The sequence below is a fragment of the Advenella faeciporci genome (assembly GCF_014652395.1).
Lineage (GTDB): Bacteria > Pseudomonadota > Gammaproteobacteria > Burkholderiales > Burkholderiaceae_B > Advenella > Advenella faeciporci.
This window is the reverse complement of the sequence record NZ_BMYS01000015.1, coordinates 24,235-40,592: the sequence shown is the minus strand read 5'-3', so window position 1 is coordinate 40,592 and position 16,358 is coordinate 24,235. Positions and strand designations below refer to the sequence as shown.

General features: G+C 51.1%; 11 protein-coding genes and 2 tRNA genes. 3 read left to right on the top strand and 10 right to left on the bottom strand.

Annotation, left to right across the window (positions count from 1 at the left end; translation table 11 throughout):
- Nucleotides 1–19: 19 nt before the first annotated feature.
- Entirely contained in the window at nt 20–1,732 is a 1,713-nt protein-coding gene (locus tag IE074_RS10475; protein WP_229793988.1) for a SulP family inorganic anion transporter, read from the top strand.
- Nucleotides 1,733–1,920: 188 nt separating this feature from the next.
- Here IE074_RS10475 and IE074_RS10470 read toward each other — a convergent pair.
- From IE074_RS10470 to IE074_RS10435, 8 genes are all read right to left on the bottom strand, one after another.
- Nucleotides 1,921–1,996, bottom strand: a tRNA-Lys gene (locus IE074_RS10470).
- A 72-nt stretch (nt 1,997–2,068) separates the two neighbouring features.
- A tRNA-Lys gene (locus tag IE074_RS10465) sits at nt 2,069–2,144 on the bottom strand.
- A 52-nt stretch (nt 2,145–2,196) separates the two neighbouring features.
- Complete coding sequence (locus IE074_RS10460) at nt 2,197–2,991, bottom strand: MetQ/NlpA family ABC transporter substrate-binding protein (RefSeq protein WP_189385417.1); 795 nt, start codon at nt 2,989–2,991, stop codon at nt 2,197–2,199.
- A gap of 16 nt (nt 2,992–3,007) precedes the next feature.
- Nucleotides 3,008–3,661: a methionine ABC transporter permease gene (locus tag IE074_RS10455; RefSeq protein WP_189385416.1), complete on the bottom strand. Its 654-nt coding sequence runs from the start codon at nt 3,659–3,661 to the stop codon at nt 3,008–3,010.
- Entirely contained in the window at nt 3,642–4,709 is a 1,068-nt protein-coding gene (locus tag IE074_RS10450; RefSeq protein ID WP_189385415.1) for a methionine ABC transporter ATP-binding protein, read from the bottom strand. The genes IE074_RS10455 and IE074_RS10450 overlap by 20 nt, the downstream gene beginning before the upstream one ends.
- A gap of 128 nt (nt 4,710–4,837) precedes the next feature.
- Nucleotides 4,838–5,713, bottom strand: a complete 876-nt coding sequence (locus tag IE074_RS10445; protein ID WP_189385414.1) for a polysaccharide deacetylase family protein — start codon at nt 5,711–5,713, stop codon at nt 4,838–4,840.
- A gap of 1 nt (nt 5,714) precedes the next feature.
- Nucleotides 5,715–7,847 carry a glycoside hydrolase family 31 protein gene (locus tag IE074_RS10440; protein WP_189385462.1) on the bottom strand — a complete coding sequence of 711 codons (2,133 nt, stop codon included), beginning with the start codon at nt 7,845–7,847 and terminating at the stop codon, nt 5,715–5,717.
- A 236-nt stretch (nt 7,848–8,083) separates the two neighbouring features.
- Nucleotides 8,084–9,973 (bottom strand): FAD-dependent oxidoreductase, encoded by a 1,890-nt coding sequence (locus tag IE074_RS10435; protein WP_189385413.1) that lies wholly within the window; start codon nt 9,971–9,973, stop codon nt 8,084–8,086.
- A gap of 108 nt (nt 9,974–10,081) precedes the next feature.
- Between IE074_RS10435 and IE074_RS10430 the strand changes: the two genes are divergently transcribed.
- Both IE074_RS10430 and mgtE read left to right on the top strand, forming a co-directional pair.
- Complete coding sequence (locus IE074_RS10430) at nt 10,082–10,951, top strand: inositol monophosphatase family protein (RefSeq protein ID WP_189385412.1); 870 nt, start codon at nt 10,082–10,084, stop codon at nt 10,949–10,951.
- Between the two features lie 2 nt (nt 10,952–10,953).
- Complete coding sequence (gene mgtE, locus IE074_RS10425; RefSeq protein ID WP_189385411.1) at nt 10,954–12,441, top strand: magnesium transporter; 1,488 nt, start codon at nt 10,954–10,956, stop codon at nt 12,439–12,441.
- A 55-nt stretch (nt 12,442–12,496) separates the two neighbouring features.
- On the opposite strand, the gene secA is transcribed toward mgtE, so the two are convergent.
- Together secA and IE074_RS10415 are read right to left on the bottom strand one after the other, a co-directional pair.
- Entirely contained in the window at nt 12,497–15,244 is a 2,748-nt protein-coding gene (gene secA, locus IE074_RS10420; RefSeq protein WP_189385410.1) for a preprotein translocase subunit SecA, read from the bottom strand.
- Nucleotides 15,245–15,337: 93 nt separating this feature from the next.
- Entirely contained in the window at nt 15,338–16,345 is a 1,008-nt protein-coding gene (locus IE074_RS10415; RefSeq protein WP_189385409.1) for a M23 family metallopeptidase, read from the bottom strand.
- Between the last annotated feature and the right edge of the window lie 13 nt (nt 16,346–16,358).

Genomic DNA, 16,358 nt, shown 5'->3' with positions numbered 1-16,358 from the left:
ACCGCAAAGCTTCATAACCGTGACCAAACGCAAATTGCCCCACTTTCTGCCTGACTGGATTTCCGCCTATCAGAAAAACCTGTTTTCGGGTGACCTGACCGCAGGCCTGATTGTGACCGTCATGCTTATCCCGCAAAGTCTGGCCTATGCCATGTTGGCAGGGCTGCCACCTGAAATGGGACTGTATGCCAGTATCCTGCCCATTATTGCCTACGCCCTGCTGGGTTCAAGCATGACATTGGCTACCGGCCCGGTTGCGGTTATTTCCCTCATGACCGCCAGCGCCCTGGCGCCGCTGGCCCAACCGGGCTCAGTGCAGTACATCGAACTGGCCATTCAAATGGCCTTGATATCCGGCGTCATGCTACTGGTTTTTGGGCTATTGCGGTTGGGGTTTCTGGCCCACTTGTTAAGCCACCCGGTCATCAGTGGCTTTATTAGCGGTTCGGCAATCCTGATCAGTATCGGGCAACTCAAACACATGCTGGGCGTACAGGCTTCGGGCAATAACATCATCGCCACCCTGGTTGATCTTGCCCGTCATTTACCCCAAACCAATCTGGCTACCCTGCTCATAGGAACCAGCAGCCTTCTTTTTTTATGGTGGTCACGCCGTTCCTTAAGCACTCTTCTTGAAAAAGCCGGTATCTCATCCAGACTGGCCGGCATGCTTTCCAAGCTGGCGCCCATGATCAGTGTTATCTGCTTTACGTTAATCGTTTATGTATTCAAACTGGACTCGCAATTTGGCGTTAGCATTGCCGGTCATGTTCCGCAAGGTCTGCCCACCTTAAGCATGAACCTGCCAGGCCTGGATGCCATTGGCGCCTTGTGGCTGCCTGCGCTGCTTATTTCCCTGGTCGGCTTTGTAGAAAGCGTCTCGGTGGCACAATCACTGGCCTTAAAACGCAAGGAACGCATCAAGCCAAACCGCGAACTAATTGGCCTGGGCGCCGCCAACATTGCCAGTGCCATTTCGGGCGGGTACCCGGTTACGGGCGGGTTTGCACGTTCGGTGGTCAATTTTTCTGCAGGTGCCAATACACCGCTAGCCGGCGTCATCAGTGCCCTGCTCATGACCGTAGTGATTGCTTATTTCACCCATCTTTTTTACTATCTGCCCCAGGCCGTACTGGCCGCCACCATTATCTCGGCCGTTACGGCATTGATCGACTGGCGCAGTCTTAAGACCGCCTGGCAATATGATCGCGCTGATGCGTTTTCTTTATTGACAACGATGCTGGGGGTTGTTTTTATGGGCGTGGAAGCGGGCATTCTGTTGGGCATTGCCCTTTCCCTTGCCGTTCTGGTTTGGCGCAGCAGTCGTCCGCATATGGCCGTTCTGGGCCGTGTTCCCAATACCGAACACTACCGCAATATAGAACGTCATGATGTGCAGACAATTCCCGGCCTGGTGGCATTACGCGTTGATGAGAGCCTGTTTTTTGCCAATGCAGCAGTGGTGGAACAAAAAATCATGGCACTGGTTAATGCCAACCCTGATGTCAAAAAAATGCTGCTGGTTTGCTCGGCGGTTAATCAAATTGATGCCACTGCACTGGAAATGCTGGACCAACTTGAAAAAAGCCTGGCTGCCCGCGACATCCAGCTGTATTTTGCCGAAATCAAAGGCCCCATTATGGATCGTCTGAAAAACACCTCTTTGGGCAGGCGCATGAAAAACAAAATTTTTTTAAGTGTGCACGCGGCGTTCCTGCACTTGAAAGGCTGAATCCTGCTACCGGGCGGGCACTTTATTAATGACGTAAACCCAAAAAAACATAAATGCCTTGCTTGTAAATTATGTTATGCAGGCATTTATGTTTAATATTTAATTCAGCAGTTAAAATATCCGAAATTTTTACGCAAAAAAAGCCGCTTAACTTTTGTTAGCGACTTATTTTAATAAGCAAAATAATCTGGTGGGCTGGCCGGGATTCGAACCCGGGACCAACGGATTAAAAGTCCGCTGCTCTACCGACTGAGCTACCAGCCCGATTAAAAAAGCCGCTTGGATAAAAAAGCGGCTAATTATATGTACTACAAATTACGTGCTTTAATTTTCAGTTGGTGGGCTGGCCGGGATTCGAACCCGGGACCAACGGATTAAAAGTCCGCTGCTCTACCGACTGAGCTACCAGCCCCTGAAAGAATGAAATTATGACTGATTCATACAAGGCTGTCAATAATTTTTTATTACCAAGCCACCAAAATAGAGTCTTGGTACTTTTTCACAACAAAATCCTTGACTGGCTGTGACTGATAAATTTGCACGAATTCTTTTAGGTCCGCACGCTCAAGATCTTTCTCACGTACGGCAATAATATTGGCGTAGGGTGAATTACCGTCTTCCAATACCATGGCATCTTTCTTGGGAGTCAGACCCGCCTCAATGGCAAAGTTGGTATTAACGGCCGCAAAATCAACATCATCCAGTGAACGTGGCAACTGGGCCGCATCCAGTTCAATGAAACGCAGTTTTTTGGGATTTTCAATGACATCAATAGGGGTTGCCTTAATGCCTGCTTTCGGGTCAAGTTTGATCAGACCCTGTTTTTCCAGCAGTAACAGGGCACGGCCACCATTGGTGGGGTCATTGGGCAGGGCAAAACGCGAACCTTCCTTCACCTCACTTAAATCTTTGATTTTTTTACTGTAAATGCCAATGGGAAAAACGACTGTTTTTGCCATGCTCACGATGCCGTAATTGCGATCGGCATTGGCATTTTCAAGGTACGGCAAGTGCTGGTAACTGTTGGCATCCAGATCACCTGCCGCCAGGGCCACATTGGGCTGTACGTAATCGGAAAACTCGATCACTTCAATGTTGTAACCTTTTTTGGCCGCTTCGTCTTTTACCACTTCCATGATTTGTGCGTGCGGGCCGGCTGTAACACCCACTTTCAGCGTTTTGTCTGCGGCATACGAGGCAGAGATAAGACCGGCACCCAATGCAAGGGCCAGGATATGACTAACAACTGTTTTCTTCATTTCGAATCCTTCAGGATTATTTATGTGACAAACGTCGGGAGATCCAGTCACCCACACTTTGAATCAACTGAACCATAACAATTAACACCACCACCACAATCAGCATGACTTCAGGCAAGAATCGCTGATAACCATAGCGGATACCCAGGTCTCCAAGGCCGCCCCCGCCAATGGCACCGGCCATGGCCGAATAACCGATCAGGCTGACCAGGGTAATAACCATGGCGGAAATCAGTCCGGGCAAAGCCTCGGGCAATAAAACCTTGACGATGATTTGCATGGGAGACGCCCCCATCGCCTTGGCGGCAGTGATCAGGCCACGGTCAACCTCACGCATGGCGGTTTCGGCTACCCGGGCCATGAATGGAATAGCCGCAATGGCCAGGGGCACAATGGCTGCCGTGGTGCCAATCGATGTGCCGGCAATAAAACGTGTAAGCGGAATGATCGCCACCATCAAAATAATAAAGGGCACCGACCGGGTTGCATTGATGATGGCCCCTAAGACACGATTAACCGCCATATTCTGCAACAGGCCGCCTTTGTCAGTCACGATCAGGGCAACACCAAGGGGTACGCCCAGAAAGAGTGCGGCAAGTCCAGAGACCCCCACCATGAGCAGGGTTTCCAAAGTCGCATCCATTAATAAATTAATCATTTGCGGATTCATACACCACCTCTTGTATTTGAACACCAGCCTCATTACTTAAGGCCTGTCGTGCATTCAGGATGGCTTGCGCACTACCCTGTACCTGTACATATAATTTACCCACTGCGACACCTTTAATATCTTCCACTTTGGCCTGTAGCAAGGAAAAACTGACACCCTCATGCTTGGCCGCTCCTGAAAACAGGCCGCCAGACACCTGGGCGTCATGCAAATGCAATTCCCAAATCGCGGCATCTTGGCCCGGATGCGCCTGAACCCATGTTTTCAGGCGCGCCACAAGAATCTCCAAAGAATCTTCCGACAAGTTGGACTCGGTGGCCGCAGACACCATGGCCCGGGTAACGTCATGTCGGGGATTGGCAAATACATCGGCGGTCGCCCCTACTTCCACCACAGCCCCATGACTTAACACCGCCACCCGGTCACAAATTTGCTTAACCACTTCCATCTGGTGCGTAATCATGACGATGGTAATGCCCGTCTTGCGGTTGATATCACGCAACAAGTCCAGGATATTGGCTGTTGTTTCAGGGTCCAGGGCCGAGGTAGCCTCATCACTTAACAGGACATCCGGATGGCAGGCCAGCGCACGGGCAATACCCACCCGTTGCTTTTGCCCCCCGCTAATCTGGGCAGGGTAACGATCACTTAAATGTGACAAACCCACCAGATTCAACAGCTCATCTACCCTGCTTTTGATTTCTTCCTTATTGACACCGGCAATTTCAAGCGGCAAGGCCACATTGTTGAAAACCGTGCGGCGTGACAATAAATTGAAGCTTTGGAAAACCATGCCGATCCGTCTTCGTTGCGCCCGCAACTCGATTTCCGACAAACCGGTTAACACCTGACCATTAAGGGTAATGGAACCGGAATCAGGCTTTTCCAATAAGTTGATGCATTGCACCAGTGTGCTTTTACCTGCTCCGCTGGGGCCAATAATGCCAAAAATCTCACCTTGTTCTATTTTAAGGTCTATTTTTTTTATGGCTTCAAACACCCCTTTGGGTGTTTTGTATGTTTTTCTTAAATCTTTAATATGAATCATGATATGGTATTGTGATCTGTTTGCCTGTTTCAGCAAACAAAATTATAGTAAGGCCCATATTTCTTTTGGAAATAAGGGACTTGCTTTTCTTAAATTATTTTTAAACCGGGCAATGCGGGGAATAAAACCTATGCCTTGCTGGCTCGTCTTAGTTCCCTGGCCCTGCGTCGCTGCTTGCGAAATTTTTTCCAGCGATTATACAAGGGGCCCCAGTAAGGATTTTTGGCAATACCGATTCTGTGCATTAACCAGGCACCGGGTTTATTTCTGACGGCTATCCGGTAAATATGTTTTGGGTCGCCACCAACAACATTAAAGCCATAGGCATCGGTGGTATAAAAAACGCTAAAACCCAATGCCTGGGCCGCCTGGATATAGTCATCATCAAAATATCCCTGTGGCCAGCACAAATGCGGGGTATCTTTATTTAACTCCTGCAACAGGGCTGCTCTTGATTGCTGTAAATCGTTGGCAATACCCTTACGCTTGCCGGTTCTGTCACAGTTCAAGTCCCAACGGGTGTGGGTATGGGTATGGCAATGGATTTCAAACGTACCGGCCGCTTCCATGGCCCGGACTTCTGACCAGCGAACGGCAATATCATTGGCCTTGCCAGCGGCCACTATTGCACTGCATTCATGGTGTGAGGGACAGGCTGGCAAAGGGTTGCCCGACCCGTAAACAGGACGGGGTTCGCCTTGCCCTGCCCAATGGGTGACAAGAAACATGACAGCATGCATGCCATGTTTTTGCAAAATCGGATGCGCATAGACATAGTTGTCCAGATAGCCATCATCAAACGTAATCAGAACCGATTTTTCGGGTACCGCTTCACCTTTAAGGTAGCCGGCAAACTGGTCTGCGGTAAGACTTGTATAACCATTGGCCACCAGTGCCGCCATTTGCGAATCAAAGTTTTCGGGGCTGGTGGTAATTTGCCCTGAAGACGGGGTAATGTGGTGATACATCAGGACCGGCACAGACCTGGCATTTTTCGATCCCATCCTATCGCTCCCGTGAGATGCGCACCTCAGCACCGCGACGTTTTACTTCAAGTCCTTCTGATTGCAAAATACGCAGCCCCTCGAGACCTTTGATGTAACTGGATCCTTGCATTTGCATGACACGGATTTTATTACGCATCACAACCGGATTATGTAACGGCATGCCAAACATCCATACCTCATCCAGGATTCTGGCCGTATTGAATTCGCCCAAATGTTTAAGCACAGGACCCAGGCATAGCATATGTCCTTCACGCCCAAACACGGGCACGGAATCAAGTGCACACGCTAGACTGATGGATTGGCCGCCTTCATAACGCCAGCCGGTATTCAGATCCCACCATGCTTCGCCCTCAGGCAAATAAACAACAACCTGCCCACCCGGTTCCAGTATCGGTGCCACCAGCAAGGCGGGACCAAACAGAAATTGGGTATCAAATTCCTGCGCTCTTGCATCGTTAGGAAAAGCCAGCGCCATCATGCGCTGGACCGGCAGACCTGTTCTTACCGAGTCTTCTATAATGCCAAGCACGTAGGGAATAAGCCGGTAACGCAACTCAAGCAGGGTGTTGATTTGTGACTGCGTTTTTTCATCGAAAGCCGTTGGCAATAGCGCCGGGTTTGCATGCAAGGCGAAGCCGGCAGAAAACACCGACAGCCCCAAATAACGCAAGTACCATTCAGGATCAACAGGACCTGACAAGCCGTCCGGATTGCCAATGTCATGCACCTGAGTCACAATACCGCTGGCCTGAACCGACAAGGCACTGCGTAAAACCTGGCTCATGGCGTCCCAGTCATTGCCGGTGCATTCCAACTGCTTCCAGGGCGTTCGCTGCGAACCCAGGCCAAGACTGTCACTTAACACCACCCCTTCCGCAGGTATCTTGTTGCGTGACACAGCCTCAAACAGGGCATTTTTCAGCAACAGGGGATAAAGCGTACGCAAAAGCGGACCCGACTCCCCGTTTCGGGCGCTGACCGAATCAGGCAGTTCCACGGGCAGTTTGCACTCAATGGCGCTGGCACCCTCTTCAATGAGCTGCGCATGTCGTTCTTGCCAGAAAAGGAAAGCGTCTTTATAGGTTAAATCCAGCAGGCCAAAAGACTGTCCGCCTGTTGCCGGAACGCCGTCAAAAACCTGTGCCAGCCCTTCTTCATTGCAAAGCAGCCAGCCACGATCTTCAAGGTCTGCAAACAAAGGCGTATTGGACAAAACGCCCGGAAAAGTCGTTACACAGGCATACCATTGCTCTTCGGCCAGCTGGGCAAAATAACGCCTTGCATCGTCAAGCCGTGATACATCCAATTCCAGCGCCTGCCTGTCCGGTTGAAACTGGATCAGGGATGGATTGCCAAGTCTGAGGGCATCCAGTGGCAGACCCTGCTCACGCAGCGCTTTAGCCAGATTACTTATTTCATTAATGTCCTGGCCCTTTTGCTGGACCAGCCAGGCACCCATGGCCCAAAGTGGAGGCTGACCCGCGCGACCGGTAAGGGCGGAATATTGATTGAAGATTTCAGCGGGCTCACTGGCAAATAAAAACAGGTCAAAGACACCATCTTCAACAAACAGTTGATAGGTATCAGGCTCGTCTGGTATACCGGGTGCATGCAGGACCCGGCTCAGGGTGTTGACATAAACACCCCAGCCTTGAGGACTCCAGGCCAACGGCAAATAATTGAAGCCGGGTAAATCGGAAACGACTTCCTGGCCGCGACGATTGAAATCGCCAATGGTTTCACCCAGGCCGTAAACCGGTGTATTGTCAGGCAGGCCCAGCATAAGCCCCCAGCTTTCTGGCTGGTCATTCTGGACTTCGGCCACAAAAGGGCTGACGAATTGACTATCTGTACTTAATAAAAGCTGTCCATTGCGGTACAGGGCCAGCCGGAATGGCCGGGCATGCATTTCCAGCGTAATGTCACCCTGGACAAAACGCCAGCCACTATCCCGTACGAGAGACTCGGTGCTCATTTCACCAATTGCCTCGGGCCTGGCCAACAACAACTCCTGACGAGCCCTGGCGCGCGCATTCAGTTTTTCATCGTCCAGTTTAGCGGCTGGACCACATCGCAAACGAAATACACCCGGTGCATGTGCTTCTATGCGAAGGCTCAGGCCCGAATCCATTTCAAAAACGGCATGTGCTGAATGTGCGGATACAAGTTCTAGATTATCAAGCTGGATCACGTAAGTTCTTTTTAAGTGTTGCGCTTAGTGTGGCGCCAAAACGGTCACACTATAAAATGTATTATTCTGACTCATTTACACCAAAATTAAAATCAAAACACGGATTTAACAGAAAATTCACCTTATATATCGCTTATTTCACGTTTAAATCGGCAAATACAAAAGATATTGCAAGACTAGCGCGGGGAAATCGATTTCTGCAAATCGCGCTCCAGCGGAACCGGCTCGCCTTCCAGCCGGGCACCAATCACATCCCCGGCCAAACTGGACCATGTAAGACCGTGAGAGGCATAGGCAGCAGCAATCCACACGCCTTCGGCATGCTCAAGTTGCCCGATAACCGGCAAGCGCCCCTGCATAACAGCCCGCATGCCTGCCCATCCGCTTATTTCGTTGTTCTGGACCGCTTTTTCAAGATCGGCAGAAAGCGCCACCGGCATTTTGGATAAAATGGATTCCTGTCCTTTTTTACTTGTACAGGGCACCAATTGATTATGCATATAAGTACTGCCCATGACACAAAAATTGTTGACCGGCGGCAAAAAATAACCCTCACCACCAATAATGCAACGGGGGCCCCCATTCACAAGCCCGGCTGGCACATGCATGACCTCTCCCCCCATGGGATGAAGGGAGTGCAGCTTGGGAATGGCCGGTACCACCTCACCCGAGCGGCGGGTTTGCAGCATCAGGCCGCTTTCCTGCATAAGAGGAAGGGTTTGCAAACCGCAAGCCACAATAACCGTATGTCCACGAGCCAGTACATTGCCATCGGCCCCCAGAAGCTCCCATTGCCGGGTTTGCTCATTACGCAATAAAAACGCAACCCTGGCAGCCAGGCACTCAATCGCCTCACTGTCCAGCAAGGTCCTGATGAGACCCTCCGGATTAACCAGCATTCCGGCAGAAAAATAGGCGCCCTCTCTGTCTATGTGCATACCCGCCAGTGCCGAAGCCTCGACTGGATCGACATTGCGAACCCATTGCCCGGGAAATTGCATGGCCTTGACGGCCTCGGTCAAATCCTTGGCATGGCCTTTATTACGGCTTAACTCCAGTGTGCCACATCGGGCAGGAATGGCCGATGCCGGGAAATCCCGCCATCGGGCATGAGCCCTTAAAGTACCGGCTCGACTTAAGCGGGAGCGAAAGTTATCATCAATGGAAACCAGCGGTGTAAGGGCAGCGGCAATATGACCCTGCTGCCCTGCCGACTTGCCATGCGCAAAAGCCGGATCAAAAACCTTGACCTGCCAGCCGCGAAGGGCCAGGGCATGCGCCACCCCTGAGCCGGCCAGACCACCCCCTATCACCAGGGCGGTTCTGTCCTGGTCCGCCCTGTAAACCGGCATTGGCCTGCCAGAACGCGCCTGCAGGGCCAGATATTTGCCTTCTTCACTGACGCTGGCTTCTCCTGTAACCAGACCTTCTGTTTTCAGGGCCTGTCTCAAGAGACTTTCATCCTGGGCACGGCTTATAACACAAACCTGTGGCGAGGCATACCGCAACCAATCCCCGTAGCTTTCTTGCACAAGTACGGCTGGACCGCAACTGTCTGCCAGGATATAGGCGTCAATAGACGCATGAATATTTTTCAGCATCCGCCGTTTTTCACCGTACGCCAGCGTGATGGTCAGGCGGCCCCCGTCCAGGTCAATGCGATGCATGCCCGGCAACACACAAGGCCAGTGACTGGCCAGCTGATTGACTTGCTCCTGCAAACACCCGGGAAAAAGACGCGCACCCATTTTTACAAAATCCTCACGGGAAAGCGGCTGCTCCTCGAACACCACCAGGTGCAAACGCTGGCAGGGTGATGGACTTCTTTGCCAGTATTTACGCAACAGGAACAGATGCATGGCAAAACGCGTACCATTCAGGGCAATGGTATAACGCACCTTGCCCTTCCATTGCAAACAAGATGACACGAAAGTTGAATACCATGCGTCAAGCTCGAAAAAACTTTCTGCCGTGGCCGAAACGGGATGTTCCGTGCCGGACAAAATGAAGCCATTGGCTTGTGTGACAAGGCTGGCAGGATATAAAACAGGATACGTGGAAGACATGAAAGAAAGCGTTCGGGCAAATCAAAATTTAAGTTTCAGGAGCCAGAGACCCTGGGGTCACTCCTGTGTATAATTCCTGTTTATAAGGACTTGAATGGACGATTTACGATGTTAACAAAAAACCATTTGGATTTTAGCAGAGCATTGGAAGCAGGTATTACCGCAGCACATGCCGCAGCAGCAATTTTACAGGCCTACGCCCATGACAGGTCAGAGCTGATCATCGATCATAAATCACGCAATGACCTGGTTTCCCAGGCAGACCGTGAAGCCGAAACCGCAATTCTGGAGCACCTTACCCACATTACCCCTGAGTTTGGTATTGTGGCCGAAGAAACCGGCGGCCAACCAACGGGCAGCGCCACCTGGTATATTGATCCTCTTGATGGCACCACCAATTTCCTGCACGGGATTCCCCATTATGCCGTCTCACTGGGCTTAATTGCCCATGCTGGTACACAACTCCTGCCAGACACTCCTGTATTGACACGTGACACACCGGTTGTCTCGGTTGTATACGATCCTTGCAGAGAAGAATTGTTCACCGCCATTTATCAGGAAGGTTCACGCCTTAACGGTGAACGGATTTACTGTTCAACCTCACAATCATTGTCCGACTCTCTTCTTGGCACGGGCGTACCATTTCGTGATTTTTCTTTTGCGGATCAATACATGCCCACCTTTGAGTCCGCCCTGCACACCACGCGGGGGATCCGTCGCCTTGGCGCTGCCGCCCTTGATCTTGCCTGGATTGCCTGCGGCCGTTTCGATGCTTATTGGGAAATGGGCCTGGCTCCCTGGGACGTTGCTGCAGGCACCCTGCTCGTGCGAGAAGCCGGCGGACAGGCTGAAGACATGTATGGCATGGATCCCTGGCCTATCAAAGGTTATGTTGCCGCCGCCAACCAGCAGGTTTTCCCCGAACTCATGGCTATGCTCAAGCCACACCTGACTGCACCCGTTATTAAAAAAGAATAAGTATGAATAGTAACAACAAAAGAACAGAAACCCCCGAAGCCATTGTCGTCACGATACCCCGAAGACTGGATACCGAGGACGCGCAACTTGCACTCGAAAGAATACAGGAGTTGCTCAAAAAGCATGAAGTGGTGGAAAACCTGGTCCGCCGCCAGGAAGAAGGCGATGAACAGGCACCCATTATTGAAGGGTTACTGAAGCGCCAGCATGAGGTCGAGCTTGAACACTTGCTCAACCAGATGCACCCGGCAGACATTGCCTTTATTCTTGAATCGTTACCGTCTGAACAGCGTCGCCTGATCTGGGGCCTGGTGAATGCCAAGTATGATGGTGATATTCTTCTTGAAGTCAATGACTGGGTTCGTGAAGACCTGATCTCATCCATGAACCGCGAAGATCTTCTGGCCGCAACCGAAGACCTTGGCGCCGATGAGCTGGCCGATCTGGCTCCCGACCTTCCTGCCGATATTGTGGCCGAAGTCCAAAAAGGCCTGACCAATGAAGAACGGGCACAACTGCTTGAAGCCATGGGTTATCCTGAGGGCACTGTTGGCGCCATCATGGACTTCGAAATGGTACGGGTCCGTGAAGATGTCAGCCTGGAAGTCGTCCTTCGCTATCTCCGACGCCTGGAAAATCTGCCAGACCATACCGACCAGATCTTTGTGGTAGACCGTCAGGATCGTTTCCAGGGGGTTTTAAGCATTTCCCAGCTCTTGGTCAACGACCCAGAAACCGTAGTAAAAGATGTCATGAAAACAGACTATCTTTCCCTCAAGCCAAATGAAGATGACGCCGAAGCGGCTTTGGCTTTTGAGCGTTATGATCTGGTTTCCGCACCGGTTATTGACAAGCAAAACCGGCTGATTGGCCGGGTAACCATTGCCGAAGTCGTGGATGTCATTCGTGAAGACTCCCAGGAGCAAGATTTGTCCCGTGCCGGTCTGCATGAAGAAGATATATTCGCACCGGCCGTCAAGGCCATCAAAAACCGCGCACCCTGGCTATTGATCAATTTATGTACGGCCGCAACGGCCTCGGTCATTGCCTCACAGTTTGAAGGCACCGTAAGCCACATTGTTATTCTGGCTTTCCTGATGTCAATTGTGGCGGGCATTGGCGGCAACTCGGGCAATCAGACAATGATCCTGGTCATCCGTGCCCTTGCGGTAGGGCGCATTACCTCAAAAAATTTCCGTTCCCTGCTTCAAAGGGAATGTATCGTTACATTTTTAGTTGGATTTCTTGGTAGCATTGTTGCCGCAGGTTTTTCCTGGGCTTTTTCAGGCTCACTCAAAATTGCCCTGGTCATGGCAGCAGCCATGGTAAGCAATATGCTCATAGGTGCCGTACTGGGTGTCCTGATCCCTATTGTTCGCGATAAATTTGGCAAAGACCCGGCCGTGGGCTCATCTGTCATGTTGACTTTCGCAACCGACTCTTTAGGATTTTTCATTTTTCTGGGACTTGCCAGCATCTTCCTGCTGTAAAAAAGGCTGAATACCGTTGAATCCGGTATTCAGCCTTTTTTCCTTCACAAATGTGTTATTTCAGTTGACCATGGCAATGTTTGTATTTTTTGCCGCTACCGCATGGACATGGATCATTGCGTCCGACATTGGCCATCATGTTCCGTACCGTGATGCCACCCGCAGAGACATCCCCATTTTCATTGACTTCGGCACCCAATGCTTCGTCGAAATCAGAATGATGAAGCCTTACATTCTGCACGTGAGGCTTGGCCGCTTCTTCCCCGGCCTGCTGAACCTGTTCGGGGGATCGGATCTGGACGGTCATTAATACTTTAATCGTATCATTGCGGACACGCTCAAGCATGCCGGCGAACAGCTGGAAGGCTTCTTTTTTGTATTCCTGTTTGGGGTCTTTTTGTGCATATCCACGCAAATGGATGCCCTGACGCAGGTGGTCAAGTGATGCCAGATGCTCGCGCCAGTGAGAGTCGATGGTTTGCAACAAAATGGAACGCTCAAAGGAAGACCATTGCTCTTGTCCAACCACCGCAACCTTGGCATCATAGGCATCCTTTGCCGCTTCCTGGATGGCCGCAAGGATTTCTTCCTCACCAAGACTGTCATCAGCCTGAATCATGGCCGTCAATGGCACCTCTATTTGCAGCTCGGCCGCAAGCGCGGTTTCAAGTGCAGGAATATCCCATTGCTCTTCCATGGAGTCTTCGGGAACATAGGTTCGCACCAGATCATTAACCGCAGCACTTCGCAATTCAGCAACCATATCTGAAATGGACGCCTCTTCAAGAACCTCGTTACGCTGGCCATACAAGACCTTGCGCTGATCATTGGAAACGTCATCGTACTGAAGCAATTGCTTGCGGATATCAAAGTTACGGCTTTCCACCTTGCGCTGTGCCGACTCAATAGAGCGGGAGACCATTTTGGCCTCTATCGGCTCACCGTCGGTACCCAGGCGCTCCATGATGGCACGCACACGCTCGCCTGCAAAAATACGCATGAGCGAGTCATCGAGAGAAAGATAAAAACGGGAAGAGCCCGGATCTCCCTGACGGCCGGCACGACCACGCAGCTGGTTGTCGATCCGGCGTGACTCATGCCGTTCGGTACCAATAATACGCAATCCACCCGCAGCCTTGACCTGCTCATTAAGCGGCTTCCACTCTTCCCGGATGCCTGCGATTTTTTCTTCTTTCTGGGCTGCCGTGAGAGAGTCATCGGCACGAACCAGGTTTATGGCTTTTTCTATGCTTCCTCCCAATACGATGTCGGTACCACGACCGGCCATATTGGTGGCAATCGTAATATGGCCCGGTTTACCCGCTTCGGCCACGATTTCCGCCTCGCGCGCATGCTGTTTGGCATTAAGCACTTCATGAGGCAGCTTTTCTTTTTTCAGCAGTGCAGACAAAAGTTCAGAATTTTCGATGCTGGTGGTACCCACCAAAACAGGTTGACCACGCTCATAACAATCGCGGATATCCTTGATGATAGCGGCGAATTTTTCCTGGTCATTTTTGAAAATCTGGTCGTTCTGGTCGATCCGGACCATGGGCAGGTTTGTGGGAATAATAACGGTTTCAAGACCGTAAATTTCCTGAAACTCATAAGCCTCGGTATCTGCCGTGCCGGTCATGCCGGACAGTTTTTCATACATGCGGAAATAGTTCTGGAAGGTAATGGAAGCCAGTGTCTGGTTTTCATTCTGGATTTGTACACCTTCCTTGGCCTCGACTGCCTGATGCAGGCCATCGGACCAGCGACGGCCAGCCATGAATCGGCCGGTGAATTCGTCGACAATGACCACCTCGTTGTTTTGCACCACATAATGCTGGTCTTTGAAGAACAGATTATGGGCACGCAAAGCCACCATCAAATGGTGCATCAGAGTGATATTACGTGGATCATACAAAGACTCGCCTTCGGGCAGGATGCCGGCCTGGCGCAAAAGCTGCTCTGATTTTTCATGGCCGGCTTCCGAAAGGTAAATTTGCTGTGACTTTTCATCTACCCAGAAATCACCTTCGGGTTCTGGTTCCTGCGGCTTGGGCTCTTCTTTCATGCGCGTGAGCAAGGCAGGAATACCATTCATGCGCACATACAATTCGGTATTGTCTTCGGCCTGACCTGAAATAATCAGCGGGGTACGGGCCTCATCAATCAGGATTGAATCGACTTCATCGACAATTGCATAATTAAGGCCACGCTGACGACGATCCTCGATGCGGTACTCCATATTGTCACGCAGGTAGTCGAAGCCAAATTCGTTATTGGTACCATAAGTAATATCGGCACGGTAAGCGTCGATTTTTTCCTGGTTGTCCTGTTGGGGAACCACCACCCCGACGGTCAGGCCAAGGAAATTGTAAAGACGGGCGTTTAACTGCGCGTCTCGACGGGCCAGGTAATCGTTAACCGTCACCACGTGCACACCCTTGCCACTTAATGCATTCAGGTAAACGGGCAAGGTACTCATGAGGGTTTTACCCTCACCGGTACGCATTTCCGCGATTTTACCATTATGAAGGGCAATACCACCCAGCAGCTGCACATCAAAGTGACGCATGCCCAATACCCGGCGAGATGCTTCGCGGGTAACGGCAAAGGCCTCGGGAAGCAAATCATTCAGGCTTTCCCCCTTTTCGAGACGGGCACGAAACTCGGGCGTTTTGGCTGAAAGTTCCTCATCGGAAAGCGCCGAGATTGATTTTTCCAGCGCATTGATTTTTGACACTATTTTGCGATACTGTTTAAGTATGCGGTCGTTACGGCTGCCAACTAGTTTTTTAAGTATAGAAATCATTCTTATTTTGCAATATAAGCTTGGATTTTCGCAGGCGCTGCCCGCCAAACCGGTCCAATGTGGTTAGTCAAAATTTTACTCTAAGCCAGTAGTTTAACGCATACCGGTTCCACTTGTAACGCCAGAAGGCAAACTGGCCCCAGCTTTTCCGCCCGAACCCAGTTGTGCCCCAATAACAGCCGCACTTGCCTTGCTGACCGTTTCCAGCAACGAGTTCTCGGCAACCGCCGTTGCCGGCTTCGTTGAGGTTTGCTTCAGGAACATGAGCGGATCAACCGGATTGTCATTGACACGGACCTCGAAGTGCAAATGAGCACCGGTAGATCGCCCTGTGGAGCCAACCCGGCCAATAATTTGTTTTTTGGAAACCAGATCACCTTTTTTTACCAGCAGTTTCGAAGCGTGGGCATATCGGGTTACCACGCCATTGCCGTGATCCACATCAATGGAATTACCGTAAGCACCATTATAGCCGGCATCTACGACAATGCCGGCAGAGGCAGCATATATGGGAGTGCCGGTTGGAGCCGCAAAATCGGTGCCTGAGTGCAAATGATATTTTTTACTGACCGGATGACGGCGCCAGCCATAGGCGGATGAAATTCGGGCTGCCGTCATGGATACCGGCAAAGCCGAAGGGATGCGGCTGCGGTCGGCGTTACGCGTATTAAGCAGCAGCTCCATGGTTCTGAAACCATCATTTTGCATGGAAATTTGTTGCTTGAGCATATCCAGCTCACGACCGATTTCTTCGGCTGACATGATGGTGTCATTGGAAATCAAATCTTCCTCGAAGGAAAAAGATTCATCCGACTCTTTGGCCGTTGGAAGAATCGCCGCCGCCTCGGGGGATTTGAGCAAACCTGCCGTGCCGGCTACCCGGGTGCCCAGTTTTTCAAGACTTTCAACGCGCGCACGCAATTCACCCACCTGGGTCGCCATGAAGTTTACACTGTTACGGATAAGCGCCTCATCGCGGGTTGAGGGTTGCACATTGGTGGCCAAATGGCTATTATTTTCCTGGTTGAGGGATTGAACGCCCCAGTATCGCTCTAGCATTGCCCCACTGGCCACCGCGATACCCAAGACCAAGACTGACATACTGAATGTCCAG